Origin of the sequence: Limnohabitans lacus, from assembly GCF_030053395.1 — a bacterium.
Taxonomy (GTDB): domain Bacteria; phylum Pseudomonadota; class Gammaproteobacteria; order Burkholderiales; family Burkholderiaceae_C; genus Limnohabitans_A; species Limnohabitans_A lacus.
On record NZ_JASGBH010000012.1, the window covers coordinates 1 to 20,304 of the forward strand.

At 52.0% G+C, this 20,304-nt stretch carries 22 protein-coding genes; 10 read left to right on the forward strand and 12 right to left on the reverse strand.

Features of this window, described 5'->3' with window-relative positions; all coding sequences use genetic code 11:
• Nucleotides 1-394: 394 nt before the first annotated feature.
• From QLQ16_RS14350 to QLQ16_RS14370, 5 genes are read left to right on the forward strand one after another with little or no spacing between them, the layout of a single operon-like run.
• On the forward strand, nucleotides 395-664 hold the full coding sequence (locus tag QLQ16_RS14350) for a hypothetical protein (protein ID WP_283225355.1): 270 nt from the start codon (nucleotides 395-397) through the stop codon (nucleotides 662-664).
• Nucleotides 636-1,679, forward strand: a complete 1,044-nt coding sequence (locus QLQ16_RS14355) for a DNA cytosine methyltransferase (protein WP_283225356.1) — start codon at nucleotides 636-638, stop codon at nucleotides 1,677-1,679. The genes QLQ16_RS14350 and QLQ16_RS14355 overlap by 29 nt, the downstream gene beginning before the upstream one ends.
• Nucleotides 1,679-3,586, forward strand: a complete 1,908-nt coding sequence (locus QLQ16_RS14360) for a hypothetical protein (RefSeq protein ID WP_283225357.1) — start codon at nucleotides 1,679-1,681, stop codon at nucleotides 3,584-3,586. The genes QLQ16_RS14355 and QLQ16_RS14360 overlap by 1 nt, the downstream gene beginning before the upstream one ends.
• The gene (locus QLQ16_RS14365) at nucleotides 3,576-4,409 is read left to right on the forward strand and encodes a hypothetical protein (RefSeq protein WP_283225358.1); all 834 of its coding nucleotides are present in this window, start codon (nucleotides 3,576-3,578) and stop codon (nucleotides 4,407-4,409) included. Before QLQ16_RS14360 ends, QLQ16_RS14365 begins: the two co-directional genes overlap by 11 nt.
• Complete coding sequence (locus QLQ16_RS14370) at nucleotides 4,402-5,127, forward strand: DUF6339 family protein (protein WP_283225359.1); 726 nt, start codon at nucleotides 4,402-4,404, stop codon at nucleotides 5,125-5,127. Before QLQ16_RS14365 ends, QLQ16_RS14370 begins: the two co-directional genes overlap by 8 nt.
• Before the next feature lie 94 nt (nucleotides 5,128-5,221).
• Here the strand turns inward: QLQ16_RS14370 and QLQ16_RS14375 are convergent, their stop codons facing one another.
• The 9 genes from QLQ16_RS14375 to QLQ16_RS14415 all read right to left on the reverse strand — a co-directional run bounded on the left by QLQ16_RS14375 (nucleotide 5,222) and on the right by QLQ16_RS14415 (nucleotide 11,945).
• Entirely contained in the window at nucleotides 5,222-5,581 is a 360-nt protein-coding gene (locus QLQ16_RS14375) for a DUF6876 family protein (RefSeq protein WP_283225360.1), read from the reverse strand.
• Nucleotides 5,582-5,883: 302 nt separating this feature from the next.
• On the reverse strand, nucleotides 5,884-6,666 hold the full coding sequence (locus tag QLQ16_RS14380) for a hypothetical protein (RefSeq protein ID WP_283225361.1): 783 nt from the start codon (nucleotides 6,664-6,666) through the stop codon (nucleotides 5,884-5,886).
• 105 nt (nucleotides 6,667-6,771) lie between these two features.
• Nucleotides 6,772-7,470 (reverse strand): AAA family ATPase, encoded by a 699-nt coding sequence (locus QLQ16_RS14385; RefSeq protein ID WP_283225362.1) that lies wholly within the window; start codon nucleotides 7,468-7,470, stop codon nucleotides 6,772-6,774.
• Nucleotides 7,471-7,538: 68 nt separating this feature from the next.
• Nucleotides 7,539-7,700, reverse strand: a complete 162-nt coding sequence (locus tag QLQ16_RS14390; RefSeq protein ID WP_283225363.1) for a hypothetical protein — start codon at nucleotides 7,698-7,700, stop codon at nucleotides 7,539-7,541.
• Between the two features lie 25 nt (nucleotides 7,701-7,725).
• Nucleotides 7,726-8,076 carry a site-specific integrase gene (locus QLQ16_RS14395; RefSeq protein WP_283225364.1) on the reverse strand — a complete coding sequence of 117 codons (351 nt, stop codon included), beginning with the start codon at nucleotides 8,074-8,076 and terminating at the stop codon, nucleotides 7,726-7,728.
• Between the two features lie 302 nt (nucleotides 8,077-8,378).
• Complete coding sequence (locus QLQ16_RS14400; RefSeq protein WP_283225365.1) at nucleotides 8,379-8,561, reverse strand: hypothetical protein; 183 nt, start codon at nucleotides 8,559-8,561, stop codon at nucleotides 8,379-8,381.
• A 9-nt stretch (nucleotides 8,562-8,570) separates the two neighbouring features.
• On the reverse strand, nucleotides 8,571-8,933 hold the full coding sequence (locus QLQ16_RS14405; RefSeq protein WP_283225366.1) for a hypothetical protein: 363 nt from the start codon (nucleotides 8,931-8,933) through the stop codon (nucleotides 8,571-8,573).
• Between the two features lie 668 nt (nucleotides 8,934-9,601).
• Nucleotides 9,602-10,726, reverse strand: coding sequence for an FG-GAP repeat domain-containing protein (locus QLQ16_RS14410; protein ID WP_283225367.1), 1,125 nt, complete (start codon nucleotides 10,724-10,726; stop codon nucleotides 9,602-9,604).
• Nucleotides 10,727-10,955: 229 nt separating this feature from the next.
• Nucleotides 10,956-11,945 (reverse strand): dienelactone hydrolase family protein, encoded by a 990-nt coding sequence (locus QLQ16_RS14415; protein ID WP_283225368.1) that lies wholly within the window; start codon nucleotides 11,943-11,945, stop codon nucleotides 10,956-10,958.
• A 195-nt stretch (nucleotides 11,946-12,140) separates the two neighbouring features.
• On the opposite strand from QLQ16_RS14415, the gene QLQ16_RS14420 reads away from it, so the two are divergent.
• Nucleotides 12,141-12,581: a DUF6641 family protein gene (locus QLQ16_RS14420; protein ID WP_283225369.1), complete on the forward strand. Its 441-nt coding sequence runs from the start codon at nucleotides 12,141-12,143 to the stop codon at nucleotides 12,579-12,581.
• A 269-nt stretch (nucleotides 12,582-12,850) separates the two neighbouring features.
• Here QLQ16_RS14420 and QLQ16_RS14425 read toward each other — a convergent pair whose 3' ends face one another.
• From QLQ16_RS14425 to QLQ16_RS14435, 3 genes are read right to left on the reverse strand one after another with little or no spacing between them, the layout of a single operon-like run.
• The gene (locus tag QLQ16_RS14425; protein WP_283225370.1) at nucleotides 12,851-13,234 is read right to left on the reverse strand and encodes a BLUF domain-containing protein; all 384 of its coding nucleotides are present in this window, start codon (nucleotides 13,232-13,234) and stop codon (nucleotides 12,851-12,853) included.
• Nucleotides 13,235-13,263: 29 nt separating this feature from the next.
• Entirely contained in the window at nucleotides 13,264-14,187 is a 924-nt protein-coding gene (locus QLQ16_RS14430; protein WP_283225371.1) for an MBL fold metallo-hydrolase, read from the reverse strand.
• 15 nt (nucleotides 14,188-14,202) lie between these two features.
• Nucleotides 14,203-15,888 (reverse strand): AMP-binding protein, encoded by a 1,686-nt coding sequence (locus QLQ16_RS14435; protein ID WP_283225372.1) that lies wholly within the window; start codon nucleotides 15,886-15,888, stop codon nucleotides 14,203-14,205.
• Nucleotides 15,889-16,049: 161 nt separating this feature from the next.
• Here QLQ16_RS14435 and QLQ16_RS14440 point away from each other — a divergent pair, with 161 nt between their 5' ends.
• The 4 genes from QLQ16_RS14440 to glyQ all read left to right on the forward strand — a co-directional run bounded on the left by QLQ16_RS14440 (nucleotide 16,050) and on the right by glyQ (nucleotide 20,295).
• Nucleotides 16,050-16,781 carry a GNAT family N-acetyltransferase gene (locus QLQ16_RS14440; RefSeq protein ID WP_283225373.1) on the forward strand — a complete coding sequence of 244 codons (732 nt, stop codon included), beginning with the start codon at nucleotides 16,050-16,052 and terminating at the stop codon, nucleotides 16,779-16,781.
• 74 nt (nucleotides 16,782-16,855) lie between these two features.
• On the forward strand, nucleotides 16,856-17,743 hold the full coding sequence (locus tag QLQ16_RS14445; RefSeq protein ID WP_283225374.1) for a CorC family transporter: 888 nt from the start codon (nucleotides 16,856-16,858) through the stop codon (nucleotides 17,741-17,743).
• Complete coding sequence (gene lnt / locus QLQ16_RS14450) at nucleotides 17,740-19,293, forward strand: apolipoprotein N-acyltransferase (RefSeq protein ID WP_283225375.1); 1,554 nt, start codon at nucleotides 17,740-17,742, stop codon at nucleotides 19,291-19,293. The genes QLQ16_RS14445 and lnt overlap by 4 nt, the downstream gene beginning before the upstream one ends.
• A 96-nt stretch (nucleotides 19,294-19,389) precedes the next feature.
• Entirely contained in the window at nucleotides 19,390-20,295 is a 906-nt protein-coding gene (glyQ, locus tag QLQ16_RS14455; RefSeq protein WP_089952531.1) for a glycine--tRNA ligase subunit alpha, read from the forward strand.
• Nucleotides 20,296-20,304: the final 9 nt, after the last annotated feature.

A 20,304-nucleotide genomic window follows, 5' to 3' on the forward strand; every position in this document is an offset into this window, starting at 1 on the left:
GCCGGAACATGCGTCCTGCCCACAGGTGCCGACGGTGTCGGCGTTGAGACCCTGTCCCCGATCAATTCAGGTGGGGGAGTTTGAGGTGGCCATAAGTGGGGGAATTTGGGTGGCCATCAGGGACCTATGCCACTTTGGAGATGTTGCGCGGGGAAGTTGACATCCACACACTGTCGAAACAAATGGGCAATAGCGCGGCAATGATTGAGCGTCATTATTCCAAGTTGACGGCAACTATGGCGGCTGAGAGGTTGGCTTAAGGTGTCGTTTTACACGACAGATCCTCGCATCTCAATCAATTCATGAAGATGTTGCAAACGGCAAATATTGCCAACATTTCATCTATGCTTGTCAAAAATATCTTAAATGTGCTACATTTGAAAAATGTAGTCACATGGAATCAGAGGGCAGCATGAAAAATTCAACTAAAACTGACGCTCAGGATCGAGACAAGGGGGCAAAGTTTGTAGAATTGGCAAACAAAAGGGTTAATAAAGCAGTTAAAGACATCTCATTGATAGGCAACTTGGCTAATCGACGAAATTACACGTACAACGAAGAGCAAGCAAAAAAAATCATAAAAGCATTGCAAGCCAGCGTGGATCAAGTCAAGGCTAGTTTCCTTTCAGGAATTCATGGCCAACAAGCCAACTTCGAACTCTGAGATGACAAATGAACTGAGAGCGGGCGCATTGTTCGCAGGTATTGGTGGCTTCTGTGTTGGGTTTCGCGAAGCTGGCATACCCACTGAGTGGGCTGTGGAACTAGATTCCGCCGCAGTCAACACCTATGAGGCCAACATTGGCAAAGGGAAAATTGTCCGTCACGGCGATGTACCTGCGAGCATCATCGATGTAAGCGTTGCTGGCGACAGGCTCGGACAAGTAGATGTACTTCATGCAGGGTTTCCATGCCAGAGCTTCTCTGTCGCGGGTGAGCGAAAGGGCTTTAACGACCCTCGTGGCCAGTTGTTCTACCAAATCATTCGATTAATCAAAGAGTTTGGCGAGTCTAGGCCCAGTGTTTTGCTTTTAGAAAATTCACCCAATCTAAAAATTGGAGATGGTGGTAGCTGGTTTATGGAGTTGAGCTCCCAACTCAAAAAATCTGGTTATTGGTTTCGTGAGTCAAATGCTATCGAGCTTGATTCGTACGATTACACCTATACACCGCAAAAGCGAAAACGCTTGTTCATGATTGCTTTTGCAACAAATCGATTTAAGAACGGAAAGATATCAATCTCTCCCACCCCACATGCAGACGAAAAAGATCTTTCTAAGTACATTGATTTTGATGGAGAAATCGCAGATGACTCCTACTACCTAGATGAAGACAACAAATACTTTCAAATGATCACAGAGAAGGTTGATGACAGAAGGTCAATATACCAACTTAGAAAGTATCTAGTGAGAGATAAAGGGGTAAATGTATGCCCAACATTGACGGCAAATATGGGGCTTGGTGGGCATAACGTCCCGTTCATCTTTGACAAAAAGGGATTAAGAAAGTTGACAGAATTTGAATGCCTGAAAATGCAAGGCTTCCCATTTGACTACTTCTTCCCTAGTGATGTATCTCGTCCAAAAAGATATCAGCAGGTTGGAAACTCAGTAGTTCCACCCTTGATCAACATCATTGCAAATTCAATCAAAGAAAAAATTGAAAGTGAGAGAATCTAATGACAACTGGATGGAATCACCCCGTAGACGATGCCGACCAATGGGACGGCTTCAACGAGCCAGGCATTGAGCATTTCTCTGGTAGTCCGATAAGGCACCTTGCGCGAGAAGTAAACCAAAACTCGCTTGATTCACACGATGAGAGAAGTTCCAAGCCCGTGATCGTTGAGTTTAAAAAGCGCTCGATTTCAACTCAATCTATTCCATCACTCGATGAACTACGAGAGACATTTGCTTTCTGCAACAATGCTGCCGAGAACGAAAGCGCCAAGTCGAAGTCTTTTTTCGAGACTGCACTCAAAGAGCTGAGTTCCAAGAAAATTACAGTACTCGAGATTGCGGACTACAACACTAAGGGCATTAAAGGACCCTCTCGAAATGGATCGCCCTTTTACGCCTTCATAAAAGCCAAAGGGCAAAGCAAAAAGGCATCAGAAACAGCGACAGGGTCTTTTGGCATTGGTAAGTTCGCACCCTATGCCGTTTCAAAATTAAGGACTGTATTTGTATCAACCGTCTTCGAAGACGAAGACGGAAAATATCAGCAACTTACTCAAGGTAAGTCCATCTTAATGTCTCACGATGACAAGGCTGGGCAACGACGACAGGGGATTGGATTTTGGGGTATCAAAGAAAAGTGCCAGCCAATCGACGGCATCGATCCTAAGATTTCAGATTGGCTTCGATGCTCTTCATCCACCGCTGATTACAAAAAACATGTCGGCACTAACCTGACAATTTTGGGGTTCAATGATGAAGAAGGCTGGGAAGAAAACTTGGCTGCTTCGATTGTGGAAAACTTCTTCGGATCCATCAAGGAAGGGAAACTAGAAGTACGAATTGGTGACAAATACGCGATCACTGCCAACTCGATTGACTCAATTTTTGCCTCTTCTGATATCAAATCTGCAATTGAGGATCAAAAAAATGAACCCGAACAATTCGAGCACAGCCAAAATTATTTGGAGTGTCTGGGCGAGAGTGCCGCTGTCATTATTGAACCTAAGCAAGACCCAATACTAGGTTTATGTGAGCTCCGTATCTTTGTGGGTGATGGCATGCCCAAAAAGGTGGCCTTCTTGCGAAATGGCATGTTCATTTCAGACTCACTCAATATCCAAGGCTTGAAAAGCTTCTCCGATTTCAAAGAGTTTGTCGCAGTTTTTCAATGCAAGAGCAAAGTAGGTATTGAGCTTCTTCGTGCTATGGAACCACCAAGACACGATGACTTTGAACCAGAGAGACTCCCAACTAAAGATGCTCAAGACCGAGGACGCAAAGCACTAAGAGGAGTTGCTCGCTGGATACGAGAACGGCTGCAACGCCATGCGAAAGATCCCGTATCAGAAATCACAAAGCTGGATGAACTGAAAGACTTCTTTGCAGAAGAAGGCAATTCAGGTGAAGGGAACGGATCAGAAGAAATTAACCCGTACGGTTCGATCACCATAAAAGCGAAGCCTATTCCTGTACGAATGTCGAAAGTTCAGGTTCCTGAACAAGAAGGCTCTAGTCAAGGCACTGATGGTGAAGATGGAGAAGGTGGCGGTGGCGCAGAAGGCGCTGGCGGTGGCGACGGCCAAGGTGGCAAAGGTACCTCGAAAGGAGGAACTGGCTCTGCCACGGCGAAACCAACCGTAGGATTGTCTAATTTGCGTGCTGTAGTGACTAGCGGGACAAGTCGCCGTATATCCTTTACCCCTCTGGTGAGCGGGACTATCGAGCTTAGCTTGTTTGAAGTTGGGGCTGATAGCGATTATCTGATTGCGGCGACCGCCTGTGGCAAGGGAAATATCAAGCACGGAAAGGTTCAACTTCCCGTAACGAAGGGTGAGCGAGAGTCAGTTGACATCACTCTCAGCGAAAACTTTACAGGTGCATTGAAGGTGGCTGGTCATGAAATTTGATAGACAAAAAACTTTTCCTTACCCAGTATTGCGTCCATTCAGCGATGACTATCTCGATGTTGACTTCCAGACCAATACTGAATTCACCATCTCAGGAAACGAGATAGCACTTGACTGCACATTTATCACCTCATCTGAGGAACTGCAAGCAGAGATTGATAAGGGTTTTGCCAAGTTTGTGTCCATAGTTTCATGTCGTGACACCTATTTTCGAAAAGTCATACAGACTGATCAGCAAGCATTCTCAGTAAAGCTCGATGCCGATTCTTTACGTGGCGAAGTTCTTGTGGACTCGTATATCGTCGCAGTCAAAGACATTAACGGGTTTAGATCCCAGGACATCAACCCAGAGTTTGGTCAAGAAGCTTTCTTCTTTACGGCAGGACAAATTCTTGCTCAAGATGAAACAAATGCCATTTACATCGATAGAGAGTTGTTCAAACCCCTGTCTTCAGTTTTTGAGCTCGTCAAAAATGAGCAACTGTCTGGTGGCAAGTGGAAGGTTGGTGTAGATCAGGACAACGTTCAAATCGAGGTTAGCCCTGAAATGAAAGAGTCGATTGATAACGCAAGAAACAGCAAAACCAGTCGTGCCGTTTTAATCAACTCACTGTATTTCTCGGCGGTAACTCAAGCAATCCAAATGTTGAAGGATGTAGGCGACTTTGGTGATCTCAAGTGGGCACGTGTCATGTCCCAACAAATCCACAATAAAGGGCTAGACGTTGAATCACAAGATGCATACGTCATAGCTCAAGAGCTAATGAAGCACCCACTTAACGTATTGCGTGCAAATGTCTTCCAGGGAGAATCAAATGTCTAACCTGCAGTTGTTCCGTGCTCAAACCGTTGCCCAGCTTTTTGCAGATGTCGCAAAGAACTTGGACCTCTATCGTTCTGGAGACTTTACTGATCTTCTTCACGATCAGTCTCACTTTCTAGACTCCTCATGCACGACGGATGAAGAGGCCTTAAAAAAAATTACTTCCACCAAAGAAAATGACAACGAGGTGGCCTGCTGTTTGCACATCCTTCAAGCCATTGGGGGTGTTAGCTCATACCTTGCACGAGACGAACGACTATGGGCACGTCTCTGCCACATCGAGCTATTGGAGTACGCCCGCACTCGCTGGCCCATTCCTGCTAACGACGAAAAAGCAGTGACGCACATCAAGAAGCATTTTTTCGCTAAAGGTGCGCGTGGGATTGAGCGAGATAATGCTGCCTCACGGCTTTGGTGGATGGCTACCATTTGCAACAAGGTTGAAGGCCTACCTTTGGATCAGGCGCTTACTGCCTTCCTACATCAATCTGATGTACGAGCCAACATCGTTGAGCGCCCCACGACATCCCAGAATGCAACGCTACTATCTTCAGTAGTTAATAAATTGCATGAGTCGTACAACGGCGACAAGGCCCTATATGAGCGCGAAAAGTTTCGCGCAGTCATGAAGAACTTGAATTTAGAAGGTGGCGTTCGTCTTCTAGAAGTTCTTGGCAGCAAAGAACTTAAAAAACTCGTCGAGAAAGTATCTAAATGAAGGACGTCGTGTAACATGACATTCAGTGCTCATAATCCCAGTAGGTATAAAAAACTTGCTGGGTATTGAGCCAATGTCGTGTAACACGACATCTTCAATACTCGCTCGTCAACATGATCACCCAATCACTGCCATTCCAGCAGGCATACAGGGTGTAATGTGGGATCGGGAAATCCGTATAAGGAATCACCTGTCTTGCCCTTACTGCACCATTGCCATCTTCCATTGTCAGCACGGCAGTTGAGCCAGTGACCACAAGCCGGACCTGCACAAACCAGTCCGACGTGCCAAGTTCAAGCAAGTAGCTGGCTGCCGCATCCATCAGCCAAAACGCTCCTGCGCCTTCCGCAAGATATTTGGCACCATCTGTGAGCAGGCAACGGCGGTTGAGGCGGTGGTAGTGCTCTGTCCCTGTGAACAGGCATAGGCGGGAAAGGTCGTAATTTTCGTCCATCGTTGTGTCCTTTGTTGGTTGCTATGGACACAGTGTGTTTTCGATTGGCGATTTGGACGACCAGAGTCCGTCCACTTTGGCGGGTTTCCTGTTGCAATCCCTGTAAGCGGCGCGTGACCAGCATCAGTACCGTTCCGTTAAAGGCTGGGGCGTGCGGGGTGCTGTGCAGGGGATTTGAGCGCCGCTTGATGTGTGGTGTTGTGTTTGACACGACAGTAGCTGCGCCCAGCAGGGCGCAGCCCCGAATTGCAGACGAAAAAAAGCCCGCACGGTGACGGGCTTTAGTTGTCGCAGGGCTGATCTCAGTAGTCACCTGTACTAAGGTCAGCCCATGTTAATTCTGGGAATAGGTCTTGAAGGGTTGAGAGGTTTTCCTTGCCCCAGCTATCAGCTGATTCAAATTTAGCGATGACGCTACGGGCCTCCTCAAGTGTCATCATCTCGTCGTCAATATCAAATAATCCATCTTCATCTGGGCCTTGGGCAAGAGCTTCTTCGATAAGCTCTGGATACAGTGGAAGATGATCCCATTCACAGGCAGCAACACCAAACTCATAAAGTGAGTCAATCAATCTGGTCACAATGCCTGCGTAGTCGTGCTGAACAAACTTGCGTATAAACTGAAGCGTAGGGGTGCCAGCATCATCTATTTGATCAGTGGAAGTGACGTCTTGCACGTTGTCGTCGTCGATTTCTACTGCTTTTTCTCCTATGGCATAGCCAAAAATCCGATTCTTTCTTCCTAGGCCAACGCACAGAATTTGCTGAGTCGCAAGGTTGATGAAAATGAGATCAGGCTTGTGGAAAGGTGCATTTTTCCCAAGGACAGACTCGAATCCAGGATATGCAGTCATCAACTGCTCAGCAACTACAGACTCATCAAGACTCGCTGAGATGATCAACAAATGACCTTCGCATGCATTGCTGGATGTAGCTTGGTATTCAGCCAGATCGTCAGCACTGCAGTAGGGAAAATTTGGGTGAGCTTCGAGCCATTGCTTGGAGTAGACGTCCACAAGTGCACCTAACTCCGTGAGTTGCTTGATGCACCCTTGCGCCGCGTGCGTTCCATCTGTGTAGGGCATATTGATCCTTAAGAATTTGACTTCATTAAAATGTCCAGGATATTTATCTCACAAGCGTAACAAAAAAGCCTGCACATGTGCAGGCTTTAATGTGAATATGTCGTGTTAAGTGACACCCGTCTGACTAGAACGTTGCTGGTGGACGGACAGCACGATGCCCACGATCGCGTTCAGAATGTCACGAGCGCTGCCGTTGCCTGTTTCGATCACTGCGAGCAACTGCTTATCGCTAATTCCAGATATGCCTGCATCGCTCAATATGCGTTTGGCTAGCGGCAACCACCCTTCAGGTGGTGCTGAATTAAAGGGGATGCAATGGCAACGGCTACGTACCCCAACTTCAATGTCGCTGAAATTATTTGTGGTCAGGATGAATACACATCCAGGAACGTTCATCACGGATTTCAGCATTTTCATGGCCTGGTCATTCAGGTTGTCTACTTCGTCAAGCACGTAGTAGTGATGGCTTGCGCTGATGGTGTACTGACGGGCGTTGGAATCAATTTTTTCCAATAGCTTGACGCCGTTGTTGCCTTGCTGAACGCGAAGATAAAGCGTGTCTTGCTGAGCGTTGCCACCGTTACGATGAAACTCCATCGCATCAGGTAATAGCTTGGCGAGTGCACTTTTTCCAGTTCCAGGGATGCCGTAGAGCAAGATTCCACATTTGCCCTCTGGAATGGGGAAGGGGCGTGTTCCAGTTACGAGTTCCCCTATTAATGTTTTGCTGATCTCGTTTGGGAAAACGATGTCATCAACTGATTTGGGGCTGTAGGTTGCTTCAAAGTCTTTAGGGTTCCACATGGGGTAGTCCATTTCTTGAAAAAATTTTTAGATAAAAAACGGGCAGCAAATTTGCTGCCCGTTATGCTTCAGGCATTGACTAAAGCGAATTTAGCAACTTCTGTAATGGCATCTTGTTTGACTTGTTCGTCATTAGCAGCCTGCTTTTGGGTTGCGGTTTCTTTAACCTCGCTTTTGTTGGCACTGTAGTGACATGCTAGAGCAACATTCACTGCAGAGTCGTTTTCCACGACACTGCGAACAATGACGCTACCGTCAGATTGCCAAGTCCCAATAAGCACAACAGCTTTGCCAATGTTTCCAGCGTCGAGCTCCGTTACGCAGTGCCATGTATGTAGCCAACTCATCCCGTAACTTTTGAGGCAAAAACACCGTGCGTGGCTGACGTCCCTTGGTTTGCTCTGCAGTCAAGCGCACTTCTGCGCGGATGCTGCCATCTGCGTTGGTCACATCGCCTACGGACAAGCTGGCGATTTCCCCCACACGCATGCCTGACCACAAACCTGTGAGTAGCATCACGCGATTGCGGATTGCAAAACTGCGCTGTGCGACGAATGCGAGCATGTGATCAATTTCTGCAGGAGTGAGTGTCTTGGCTTGGGACATGATGTGGTCTCGTTTACTTAAATAATTTCGCTCCTGTAAGTGTGTTTTCTTTGCTGTTTTTGGGCGACCTTTACCCCGTAAAACTGGCGGGGCAAAAAACCTCAATGAAATCAACGTGGTTAAGAAAAGCGTACTTTTCTTTGGCGCGAAATTGGGCTTATAAAGTCGTCGATCTGTGGGATCAAGACGACTGAAATTGGCTGCGAAGCTTTAAACAGCGCACAAGCGTTTGAGCAGTGGGCCAGCTATGCACCCCGCAATGCGGTAGAAAAAGTTGCTTGTAGCGCTGTTTTGATCCCCTACTACTTGGGGCTCAGCAGTTTGGACAGCTGTTGACGTTTTTTTGCGATGGCGCTTCGTACTCGAGTTAGTTTGACCGTTGTAGCCAGCTGTTTTTCTTGTCGCTTGAGCGAGTCAACTTGGGCATCCGCAGGGGAGAGTGGCTTAAGTGGCTTGATGGTGCCGATAATTTCTTCGATCTTCATGTCTGCCCCTTAACCTATCAGCACTGGTGGCGCGGAAAACTCGAGTTCGCGCTTTGCATACGCCCTTCCAAGTGCGCCAATGACCTGCTTTCGTATGACATAACTCGCTGATGGCATGTCATTCATGCGTCGTGCGATTTCCGTGGCAATGATTTCAATAGAGCGATGCAACTCAGCTGATGGGTCTAATCGGTTTTTCTGCTCAATCACCTCAGCCAGATGGAACAGTGCATTTGTAGACATCTCCAGTCCTTGAGCCGTAATGCTCCCAAAGTAGCCTTCACTCATGCCGCAATACCCGCTAAATTTTCTTGCTGTCATGCAAGGCATTGATGCACTGAGATGTGCATAGATTTGATTTGTGAAATTCATTTAATACTCCTTCACTTATTTGGTTCGCTCTGCGAACCGCAGTTCTCATTGCGCTTCAGGCACAGCCTTCGCTTCATTTCAACTGCAAATTTCTTTAACTCACATTGATCCTTATATTGATCAACTTAGATACTGATATTCACTAGGAATCCATATGCCACGCCGTAAAGGCGCGGCGACATTCACTGAGGTTATTCATACTGCATATGCACAACCAGACTGAACTGGAAAAGGCAGGTTTTGCGATCATCCTTTTAGGTGCGTGTCCTTACGCTAGCAACGAACGGCCTATGCAACAGCCATTGTTCGTGCCATGTGGGGTACTCTTTCGAGCGTGGCCTCCCACTCACTTTTTCTCAAGCCTGTTTGACTTGATGACAACTGTTAAGACATTGCAAACGTTACGGCCACAAAGGGGCGGCGTTTAAAGCATCCCGCCATCACAGCGGGGTAGTGCAATGAATCAGCGCAACAAGCTACGCCTTCTTTACCGTCACACATCAGAACGGGTTTATCAGCTCAATTCAATCGGCGAGCAACCTTCATCTTGTTCGTATAAAGTATTTATACTAACAATGCGCGCATGTTGGGTTTAGCAGGAATTTTCGGTGAAATTGATGAGCGCCAGCTATTGAATATTGAGATGAAGTGTATGAATCCGCTTGAATTTATTTAATTGGAACTCTAAGAAAGCCACCCCAGTCAGATATCAGAGCCCCTTCGGATTCAATCATCCATCGCATCGATGTGAATTTATAACTTTTTCGAGTTGGGTCTACCCAGTCTTTATTTTCGTAAATTACTTCTGAACTTTTTCCGCATAGTTTTTGTATAAAAACGCCTTTGTACCAGACTGCTCTATTGCCCTTCTCTCCTCCAGTTCTCATGATGTACAAGCAATTATCATTTTTTGATACTATGAAATCCAATATATTGCCAGCACCAGGGACGGGGGGAATGGTTAATCCGTCGAAATATCCAAAATCATTACTGCCTTTATTTAAATAAATTGTAGTTGGTGTTTCCCACTCATGTGCGCCAGAGACAATATCAAATTTTCCATCTCCGTTCACATCTACCAATTCAATTGAAAAGGCTCTTTTTATTTGACTGTAGGTTTTTTCATATTTGAATTTTCCATCGCCAATGTTTAGATATAACTTTGGACTATGCATTGTCCCGACAAACAGATCCGGCAGTCCATCTCCGTTAAAGTCCTCGCTTGCACCCCCGTGAAAGAAGTCAATGTCATCGTGCAAGACTTGAAAGTCATACTCGTGATTTGATTTGCTTAGTAGAATTTTCATTTTCTCGCCAGGAAATGGCATGGCATCATAACCCTGACACATAAATGCGAAGTCAATCACGTTGTCATTGTTGAAGTCAGCGGAAATAATTTTTCTTGCATGGATGCATGTCTCTGATTTGTAATTTATTTTTACATCTGCTTTGACCCACGCTGAATCCTTCATCACATAAAAATTTACTATGCCAGGTTTCGCTTGTTGCAAAGTGTGATTGTGTGTTTGATATCCGTGCTCATTTGCAATCAGGCCATTATTGCCATCGGCGTATTTGAAAAAAGCTCTTGCCTCCGCTAATTGTGGCGTACGCCCCCAAGAGTCGAGAGGGAATGTTTCAGAATAAAATGGTGGATGTTTGGCGTTCTGATAAGAGCTTATTCTGTCGAATGCGTGTGCAATTGGAAAAATCAACAAAAATGCCCAGGCTACAAGTATTGAATTTTTCATTTGGTTCTGCGGTACAAGGATGACTTTAAACTCTATAGACATGATGTTTGGTTGTCTACCTGCAATTTAGTGGGTAACGGCGTCGATTGACACTGGTAAAGGTGATGTTGCACAGATCAATCGGCGCAGTTATTGTTCAATCGTGGATATGGGCTAGCTGTTGTAGGAGTCGTTTTTCACGACACTACATTCACCGTGCCCAGCAAATAGACGCTCAAGTCAACTGATCCGCCGCCATAGTCGCTTTAATCCTGTTGTATTGCGACACAAGTCAGAGCTTGGACTCAATGAATTCAAGAACGAGCCGTTGCAGTTTTTGTCTTGCATCTGCTGATGCCCCTTGAGATCGATAGAACATCCTGCCACCCGCGAGCTGCCTTGAGGATGATGAAAAATCGGCAAACATCATGCCGTGTCCACCTCCTTCAATCAACTCTAGGCGAATATCGTGCCCCTTGGCTTTTATGCCCTCATACCATTTTTGCGGAGAAGGCATTGGCTCAGTTGGGTTCGCCAAACGATTACAGGTTTGTGTAAAGCCAGCTGGAGCTAAGCGGTAATTTTCGTTGTAACTACATGGCATCCCACGCAGGTGCATCCAATCATCCTGCTGTAAGCCACCGTAGTTGTCACCTCCGCCGTAAATCAGCAACAAGGGCACTTTGATGTCATCGGGAAAGCCAATACCCGCCGATGGGCCACCTTCTGCAACGACGCCACGTACATTGGCTGCATCCACTGCACCAGCCATATTGATGGCAACAGCGGCTCCATTCGATAGTCCTTGAATGAAGATCTTGCTTGCGTCAATTTTTTCATTCTTGATGGCCCACTGGTAAGCGCCCAAGGTGGCTTTGTAGATCATCCGCTGTCGACCGCCGTTACTCATAAAATAAACCAGCAGGTCAGACTGTGGAACCAGTCCATTCATCTCGAACGCGTCGAAAATCAGCGTTGCAAATCCTTGCTGATTCATCAATTTGGCGAATTCGCGCTCGTAAGCACCTAAGCCACCACCACCATGAGCAATGATGACCAGTGGTGGTTTATCGCCTCGTTTTTTTGCAAAAAATGAAGGGGTATCCAGTCGAACAGATTTGTGACATGGATCAAAATCTGCCAGTGGACCAGTGACTGTCTTTACAGGTCCGCGATCAACAATTTTTGTGTTCTCAGGGTTGAAGGGACTGCAATCCGCTTGAGCCCAAGCAGTGCCCCACAGGAAAAAACTACAGAGTAAAAACGACTTGAGATATTTCATTAATTACTTTTGTTAGAAGTCTGGGGCATTTTGACGCTTATCAAGGTAAGAATCAAGGCAACTTATCCGTAGCCATCGTGGGTAACACGACACCTGTACCCATGTCCGTCCAATCTGGCGGGTTTCAGGTCGCCCAATCCCCGTGGTCGATCACATACTTGTCTGTGCTTTATCAACAACTGAAAGGAAAAGCACATGGCAACCCTCGCATCACTCAAGCTGAGCACAGCTGTCAAACCTACACATATGCCCGCTGTCCAAGTGCGGCGCAACAAACTGGCCAAGCGCTTGTGGGAACAAGCAGAACTGGCGAAAGCACAGCAAGCAGGCACGCAGTTCACGGCAACCAAGTTCCGCACTGTCGTGGAAAACGACACTGGGCTGCGCAAGCAGGTCGAGGTCAACAAGCGGGTTAAGCAGTGGTGGTTTACTACTGACAGCGGCAAGCTCGCGCTGAGCGTACGTTACGGCGCTCGTTTGCTGGAATTGGCAAAGGGCAAGTTCGCTGTTGAACTTGCCAGCGAAAAGGAGCTTGTGCCCACTCTGGAAGTCATCAAAGAAGCAGTTTTGGCAGGGGAACTTGATACCGCTATTGACACAGCGTCAAACAAGCTTCGTGCAGGCTTTGCACGGTGATGCGTCGTGTTAAACCACACTCAAGTGGCAGCTAAATGTGGGCAAGTGAGTGCAACTTTGTGGAAAGGTACTCACTTCGTCCCAGCGTCTGCAATCGCACAAAATACGCACACCACTTTGGCCTGGCCGCTTTTGAACTTTGACTTTGCACGGTTCGCAGTTTGGAGAGGTGCGTTGAAAATCCGCGTGTCGATGGTTCGATTCCGTCCCAGGCCACCAAATTAAAACCCCATTGGTTCACGCCAGTGGGGTTTTTTATTGCGGCATCATCATGTGGCTTCTCTACACAGCTGCACCAAGGGCGATGGGGCATCGGCATCCACAGGGAAAAAGCCGCGCATGCCGTGCACGTAGTAGGTGCTGTAGGTTGAAAAAGCCATGCTCCATTCGGGAAAGCGGCGTTTGTCGATGGTTCGACGCATCAGCAATTCGACGCTCTGGTGTCGAGGATCGCTTTGGATGGTTTGCCACAATGGCTCGATGCGGTTGGCAGGACCTTCCAAACATTGCGTGAACTGACCATTCACAAAAAGCAAGTGGCCTGTGATGTCCAGTGATGCGTTGCGAAGCTGGGCTTGCGTCAGCAGTTGAAAAAGCGCCTGAGCACCGAATTCTTGGGCCGGCGTGGATTGGTAAAGAATGCATTCAAGCATGCTTTAAATGATACAACGCGCCTGGTACGTCAGACGTCGATCAAAATACCTTCTTGCACCTGCATGGCCCCGCTGCGCTCGAGCTCTGCCAGCATCATGTCCAGCCAGGTTTTGCGGTCATGGCCCATGCCAAAGCGTTCGTGCAAGTCGCCCAAGTAGGGCACTTGAGTTGACCAAGCATCAAAGTCTGTGCGAGAAATTTGGCCCCACTCCAGCAATTTGAATTTGAGCAAAACCTTGGCGCCATAGCGGGCGTGTTTTTCGGGGGTTTTCGCAAAGCCTTCGAGCTTGCTGCGTGCCAAGGCCAGTGCGGGCGCGACCTCGGTGAAGACCGCGCCATGCCCCGGGATGATGGTGGCCGGGTTCAGGCGCTCGATCAGGTCCAAGGTTTGGGCCACTTCGTCGAAGGCATCCACACCCACCAGTTCAGGAAACACCACGCCAAAGCCGTTTTGCCAAAGCGCATCGGCCGACATCAGCAAGCGGTGCTCGGGTGCAAACAAAATCACCGAATGCGGGTCATGTCCAGGCGCGGCATGCACCTGCCAGTCCATGTCGGCCCAGCGGTGGGTGCTGCCCGGTTGCAGCAATCCGTTGAAGTGAAAGGGCGGGCAGTTTTGCCCTGTGGGTTTGTAGCTCAGCACGTCCTCTTGCCAGCCTTGCACGGCACTGGCCAGGCCCGGTGGGATCCAAGTTTGCAGCGCAGGGTAGTGCGCTTGCAGCGCTTGGTTGCCGCCGCAATGGTCGCTGTGCAAATGGGTGTTGACCAGCAGGTCCAGCGTGCGGCCGTTCAGCGCATGCCCTACCAAGGCCAGCGTTTGAGCCTGGTGCGTGACATAGCCGCTGTCCACCAAAGTGGCGCTGTCAGCGCCTTGCAGCAAGATGTTGTTGGCCGACAGCCAGCCACGCTCGATGACGGTGACGCCAGTGGGCAGGGCAGGCTGTGTGCTCATGGGAGATCGTGTGCCTTACTTGTTGCTGCGCAGTTCGCGGCGCAAGATCTTGCCCACGTTGGTCTTGGGCAACTCGTCGCGGAACTCGATGTACTTGGGGCGCTTGTAGCCGGTCAGGTTTTCGTGGCAAAAGCGGGCCACAGCCTCTTCGGTCAGCATAGGGTCGTTGCGCACCACAAACACCTTGATGGCCTCGCCTTGCATGGCATCGGCAATGCCCACGGCCGCGCACTCCACCACGCCGGGGCAGGTCGAGATCACGTTTTCCAGCTCGTTGGGGAAGACGTTGAAACCGCTGACGATGATCATGTCTTTCTTGCGGTCCACGATGCGGGTGTAACCGCCGTCGTCCATCACACCAATGTCGCCGGTGCGCATGAAACCATCGGCTGTGAAGGTTTTGGCGTTTTCTTCGGGCTGGTTGTAGTAACCCACCATCACGTTGGGGCCACGGATGCAGATTTCGCCCGAGCTGCCCACGGGCAAGGAGTTGCCCTCGTCGTCCTTGATGGCGATGTCGATGCTGGGCAGGGGCAGGCCGATGTTGCCGCTGAATGTTTTTTGCGTGACCGGGTTGTTGGTGCCGATGGCGCAGGTCTCGCTCATGCCCCAGCCTTCGATCATGGCGCTGCCCGTGGCCGCTTGCCAGTGGTGGGCCGTGCCCGCCGATGCGGCCATGCCGCCAGCTTGCGTCAGCTTGAGCGACGAAAAGTCGATGGTCTTGAACATCGGGTGTTGCATCAGGGCGTTGAACAAGGTGTTCACGCCAGGCAGCATGTGGAAGGGGCGCTGCTTGAGCACCTCGATGAACTTGCCGAAGTCACGCGGGTTGGGCACCAGCGTCATGTGCGAGCCCTGACGGATGGCCAGCAGGCACAGCGTCAGCGCATAGATGTGGTACAGCGGCAGCGCGGCAATGCTGTTGACTTTGCGCAGGTCGCCAATGTCGGCCAGTGCTGGCGAGAACCAGGCTTCGGCTTGCAGCATGGCGGCCACCACGTTGCGGTGCGTCAGCACAGCGCCTTTGCTCAGGCCGGTGGTGCCGCCGGTGTATTGCAAGAAGGCGATGTCGTCCAGCGATTGGTGCACAGCTTTGAAGCTCATGCCTTTGCCTTGCGCAATGGCTTTCTTGAACGTTGTGACCGTGCGCCCGCCTTCCAAGGACAGCTCGTACTCGGGCACCAGCTTGGCCAGATGACGCACTGCAAAGGTCAACCAGCGGCCATACCAAGTGCCCAGCAAATCACCAATGGAGGCGACCACCACGTGCTGGATGGCCGAGTGCTCCAGCACCTCTTGCAAGGTGGCGGCGAAGTTTTCCAAAACCACAATGGTGGTGGCGCCGGAGTCTTTGAGTTGGTGCTGCAGTTCGCGGGCGGTGTACAGCGGGTTGACGTTCACGCAGGTGTAACCGGCGCGCAATACAGCGGCCATGGTCACGGCAAATTGAGGCAGATTGGGCAGCATGATGGCCACGCGACTGCCGGGCGGCAGGCCCTTGCTTTGAAGCCACGCGCCCAGTGCGGTGGACAGCTGGTTGAGCTCTTTGTAGCTCATCCATTGGTTCATGCAAACCGTGAAAGGGCTGTCGCCATGCTGGCGAAATGCCGTTTCCAGCAAGTCCGTCAGACTGCTGTATTGGCTGGCGTCCACTTCATGGGGGACACCTGCGGGGTAGTTCTTTTGCCAAATACGTTCCATGTGCATTTCTCTCCTGTGCAGACATTGTCGTCAGCTCGCGCACGAGGTGTGATCGGGCAAGCCCTTGGTCGCCTGAAAAAAGGTCTCTCACGCGACAAATTACCGGTATTGGCAGCGGCCAGCATTTGGAGGCAAAATCAGGGAATACCCTAGGCAACACCATGACCCCCGCCACAACGCCCAACCCCGGATTTTTTCGACGACTTTGGCTTCGCGTGCTTTCGGCTGTGGACTTGGTGCCGGCAGGCAGCACCCCTGCGGCTTCGCGCTGGATCCCCATCCGGGCCTTAGCGGTGCGGCACAAGCCCCGCATCCTCAAGCACTTGCTGGCGCTGGCACCACAAGACCGCTATTTGCGCTTTGGCTACCCCGCCACCGATGAGCAAATCGAGCGCTATGTGTCGGGGCTCAATTTCGTTCGCGATGAAATTTTTGGCGTCTTCAACCGCCGCTTGGAGATCGTGGCCATGGCCCACCTGGCCTATTCGGTCGATCCCCAATGGGCCACTTGCGCGGAATTTGGTGTTTCGGTGGACACCCGCCAGCGGGGCAGGGGCCTGGGCGCCAAATTGTTCCGCCATGCCGTCAACCACGCCCGCAACGAAGGCGTCAGCATGTTGTTTGTGCACGCCCTGAGCGAAAACGTGGCCATGCTCAAGATCGCGCGGCATGCCGGTGCGCGGGTCGAGCGCGACGGCAGCGAAAGCGAGGCCTACCTGACTGTGCCCGAGGCCACTTTAGACAGCCAAGTCAGCGGTTTGTTTCAAGACCAGATGGCCGAGATCGACTACCAGCTCAAAATGCAGGCCAAGCAGTTCCGCGAATGGTTGGCCACGGTGCAAGAGATCCGCCAGGGGGTGCGCGGCGCCCGCCACCACAGCGACCCACCCTGAGTTTTCAGCTGATGTCATATGAATCCGCTATCCTTGTGGCTTCGCAATAACGGCATGTCCTGCATCCATTGACTGTGTCAGACCCTCACCCTGCGCGCCCCGCTGAGCGCGAAGACAAGCGCAGTTTTCTGCAAAAGTTGGCCGAATTCATCCATCCCGGCCCCGATTCCGCTGACGAGTTGATTGAAACCCTGGCCGAGGCCGAGGACAACCACATCATCAATGCCGAAAGCCGCCTGATGCTCGAAGGCGTCATCCGCATGGCCGACATGACGGCTGGCGACGTGATGGTGGCCGCGCCCCGCATGGACTTGCTGTGCATCGACGACCCGTTTGACCAGTTCCTGCACCAGGTGATCGAGACCGCGCACTCGCGCTTTCCGGTTTATGAAGGCGAGAAAGAAAACATCATTGGCATCTTGCTGGCCAAAGACCTGCTCAAGCTGCAACGCGCCCCCGAGCTGAACATCCGCGCCTTGCTGCGCCCGGCTGTCTTTGTGCCCGAGAGCAAAGGCCTGAACGACTTGCTGCGCCAGTTCCGCGACAACCGCAACCACTTGGCCATCGTGATCGACGAGTTTGGCCGCACGGCCGGGCTCATCACCATCGAAGACGTGCTCGAGCAAATCGTGGGCGAGATCGAAGACGAGTTCGACATCGCCGATGACGACGGCGATATTTTTGGCCTGCCTGACCGCACCTTCCGCGTCAGCGGCGACACCTCACTCGAGCGCGTGAGCGAGGCCTTTGGCGTCAACCTGCAAGAAGCCCGCGAAGACAGCGAAGGCCCCGACTTTGACACCATCGGCGGCCTGATCGCGCACGAGATGGGCCACGTGCCCCGCCGTGGTGAAAAGCACATCCTCGCCGGTTTGCAGTTTGTCGTGTTGCACACCCGTGCAGGCGCTGTGCGCTGGTTCAAGGTCTCCCCGGTGGCCAGCGAAACCGTCACGCCTGCATGAAGCTGCTGCACGGCCGGCCTTTGCTGTGGCCTGCATTGGCAGGCTTGGCGCAGGCCGCGTCGATCGCCCTGCCCAGCAGTGGTCAGGCGCACGGTTGGCTGCAGGTCCTGAGCCTGGCCATCCTGGCAAACGGTTTGATGCGCATCGCTTCATGGGGCGTGCCTATTGCGCTGGGGGTGCGCCGCGCTGCATGGTTCTCGGGCGTGTTTGCCACCTTCTGGTTGGGTGGCAGCTTTTGGTGGTTGTACGTCTCCATGCACGATGTGGGCGGGCTGCCTGCGCCCTTGGCGGCCTTGGCGGTGCTGGCCTTGGCATCGGCCGTGTCCTTGTTTTATGCCGCAGCGGCTGCGGCTTGGGTGGCCTTGAGTACTTCGGTCTCGCCACAGTCACGCCCCTGGTTCGGCAGCGTCTTGTTTGCCGCTGTGTGGACCTTGGCCGAACTCATGCGGGGGCAATGGTTCACCGGTTTCCCGTGGGGTGCGGGTGGTTACGCGCACGTTGACGGTGTGCTCTCGGTCTGGGCGCCTTGGGTTGGTGTTTATGGCTTGGGCTTTGTGGCCGCGCTATTGGCCATGCGGCTGGCATTGACCGGCTGGCGCCTGGCCGCCATACGGCCCTTGGCCCTCGTGGGGCTGTTGTCTTGGGCGGTGCAGGCCTGGTCGCCCGCGTTCACGGTTTCGGCCGGTTCTGGCCAGGTGGAGCTGTTGCAGGCCAACATCACCCAAAACGAAAAGTTCGATGTGCGCAGCGGCATCCGTGACGCATTGCAGTGGTACGACGAGCGCCTGCGGGCCAGCCAGCAAGCACTGGTGGTGGCCCCCGAGACGGCCATCCCCTTGCTGCGGCAGTATTTGCCAGAGGGCTATTGGCCCGGTTTGCAAAAACACTTCGCCCAGCCTGATCGCCCCTTGGCCTTGGTGGGCGTGCCGCTGGGCTCCCTGTCCGAAGGTTATGCCAATGCCGTGGTGGCATTGGGCCCAGAGGGCCAAACCGATTACCGCTACGACAAACACCACTTGGTGCCCTTTGGCGAGTTCATCCCACCGGGCTTTGGCTGGTTTGTGCGTCAAATGCAGATCCCCTTGGGCGACTTCAGTTCGGGCCGGGCCGATCAGCCGTCGATCACTTGGCAAGGCCAGCGCTTGTCGCCCAATATTTGCTACGAAGACCTGTTTGGCGAAGAGCTGGCCGCCCGTTTCAAGGACGGGGCCAAGGCCCCCACGGTCTTGGTCAACGTGAGCAACATCGCCTGGTTTGGCAACACCCTCGCGGTGGACCAGCACCTGAACATCTCGCGCATGCGGGCCATGGAGCTGGGCCGGCCCATGCTGCGGGCCACCAACACCGGTGCGACGGCCATCATCGACCACCAAGGCCGCGTCACGCAGCAATTGCCGCGCTTTACCCGAGGCACGCTGGTGGGCTCTTACGAAGGCCGCACAGGCCTCACGCCCTACGCCCGTTGGGCAGCCGCCTGGGGGCTCTTGCCCCTGTGGGGCCTGTGTGGGGTGATCGTCTTGATCGGGGCGGTGCGCAGACGGCTGGCCTGACGGGTTTTTCACCTGCAAAGACCGTAAAATCAAGGGTTTGCGCAAAGCTTGCGCCCATCTCACTTTGGCCAGCTCGCTGCTGGCCACGCTTCGGCCATGTTGACCTTCCAGCAAATCATTTTGAAATTGCAGCAGTACTGGGACGCCCAGGGCTGCGCCTTGCTTCAGCCCTACGACATGGAAGTGGGCGCGGGCACCAGCCACACCGCCACGTTTTTGCGCGCCATTGGCCCCGAGCCTTGGAAGGCCGCTTACGTGCAGCCCAGCCGCCGCCCCAAAGATGGCCGTTATGGCGAGAACCCCAACCGCCTGCAGCACTACTACCAGTTTCAGGTGGTCTTGAAGCCCGCGCCCAGCAACATCCTGGAGCTGTATTTGGGCTCCCTCGAAGCGCTGGGTTTTGATCTGAAAAAGAACGACATCCGCTTCGTCGAAGACGACTGGGAAAACCCTACACTGGGTGCTTGGGGCCTGGGCTGGGAAGTCTGGCTCAACGGCATGGAAGTCACGCAGTTCACCTACTTTCAGCAAGTGGGCGGCATCGACTGCAAGCCGATCACCGGTGAGATCACCTACGGCCTGGAGCGCCTGGCCATGTACCTGCAAGGCGTGGACAACGTCTACAACCTGCAATGGACCGACGGCTTGACCTACGGCGACGTGTACAAACAAAACGAAGTCGAGCAATCGACCTATAACTTCGAGCACAGCGATGCCGAGTTTTTGTTCACCGCCTTTGGTGCGCACGAAAAGCAAGCGCAGCACCTCATGGGCGCACAGCTGGCATTGCCCGCGTACGAGCAAGTGCTCAAGGCCGCGCACACCTTCAACCTGCTGGACGCGCGTGGCGCGATCAGCGTGACCGAGCGCGCCGCCTACATCGGCCGCATCCGCAATCTGGCCCGCAGCGTTGCGCAGAGCTATTACGAGAGCCGCGAACGTCTGGACTTCCCGATGGCCCCGCGTGAATGGGTGGCTCAGATGCCCAAGAAAGCCGCGTGAGGGAGAACG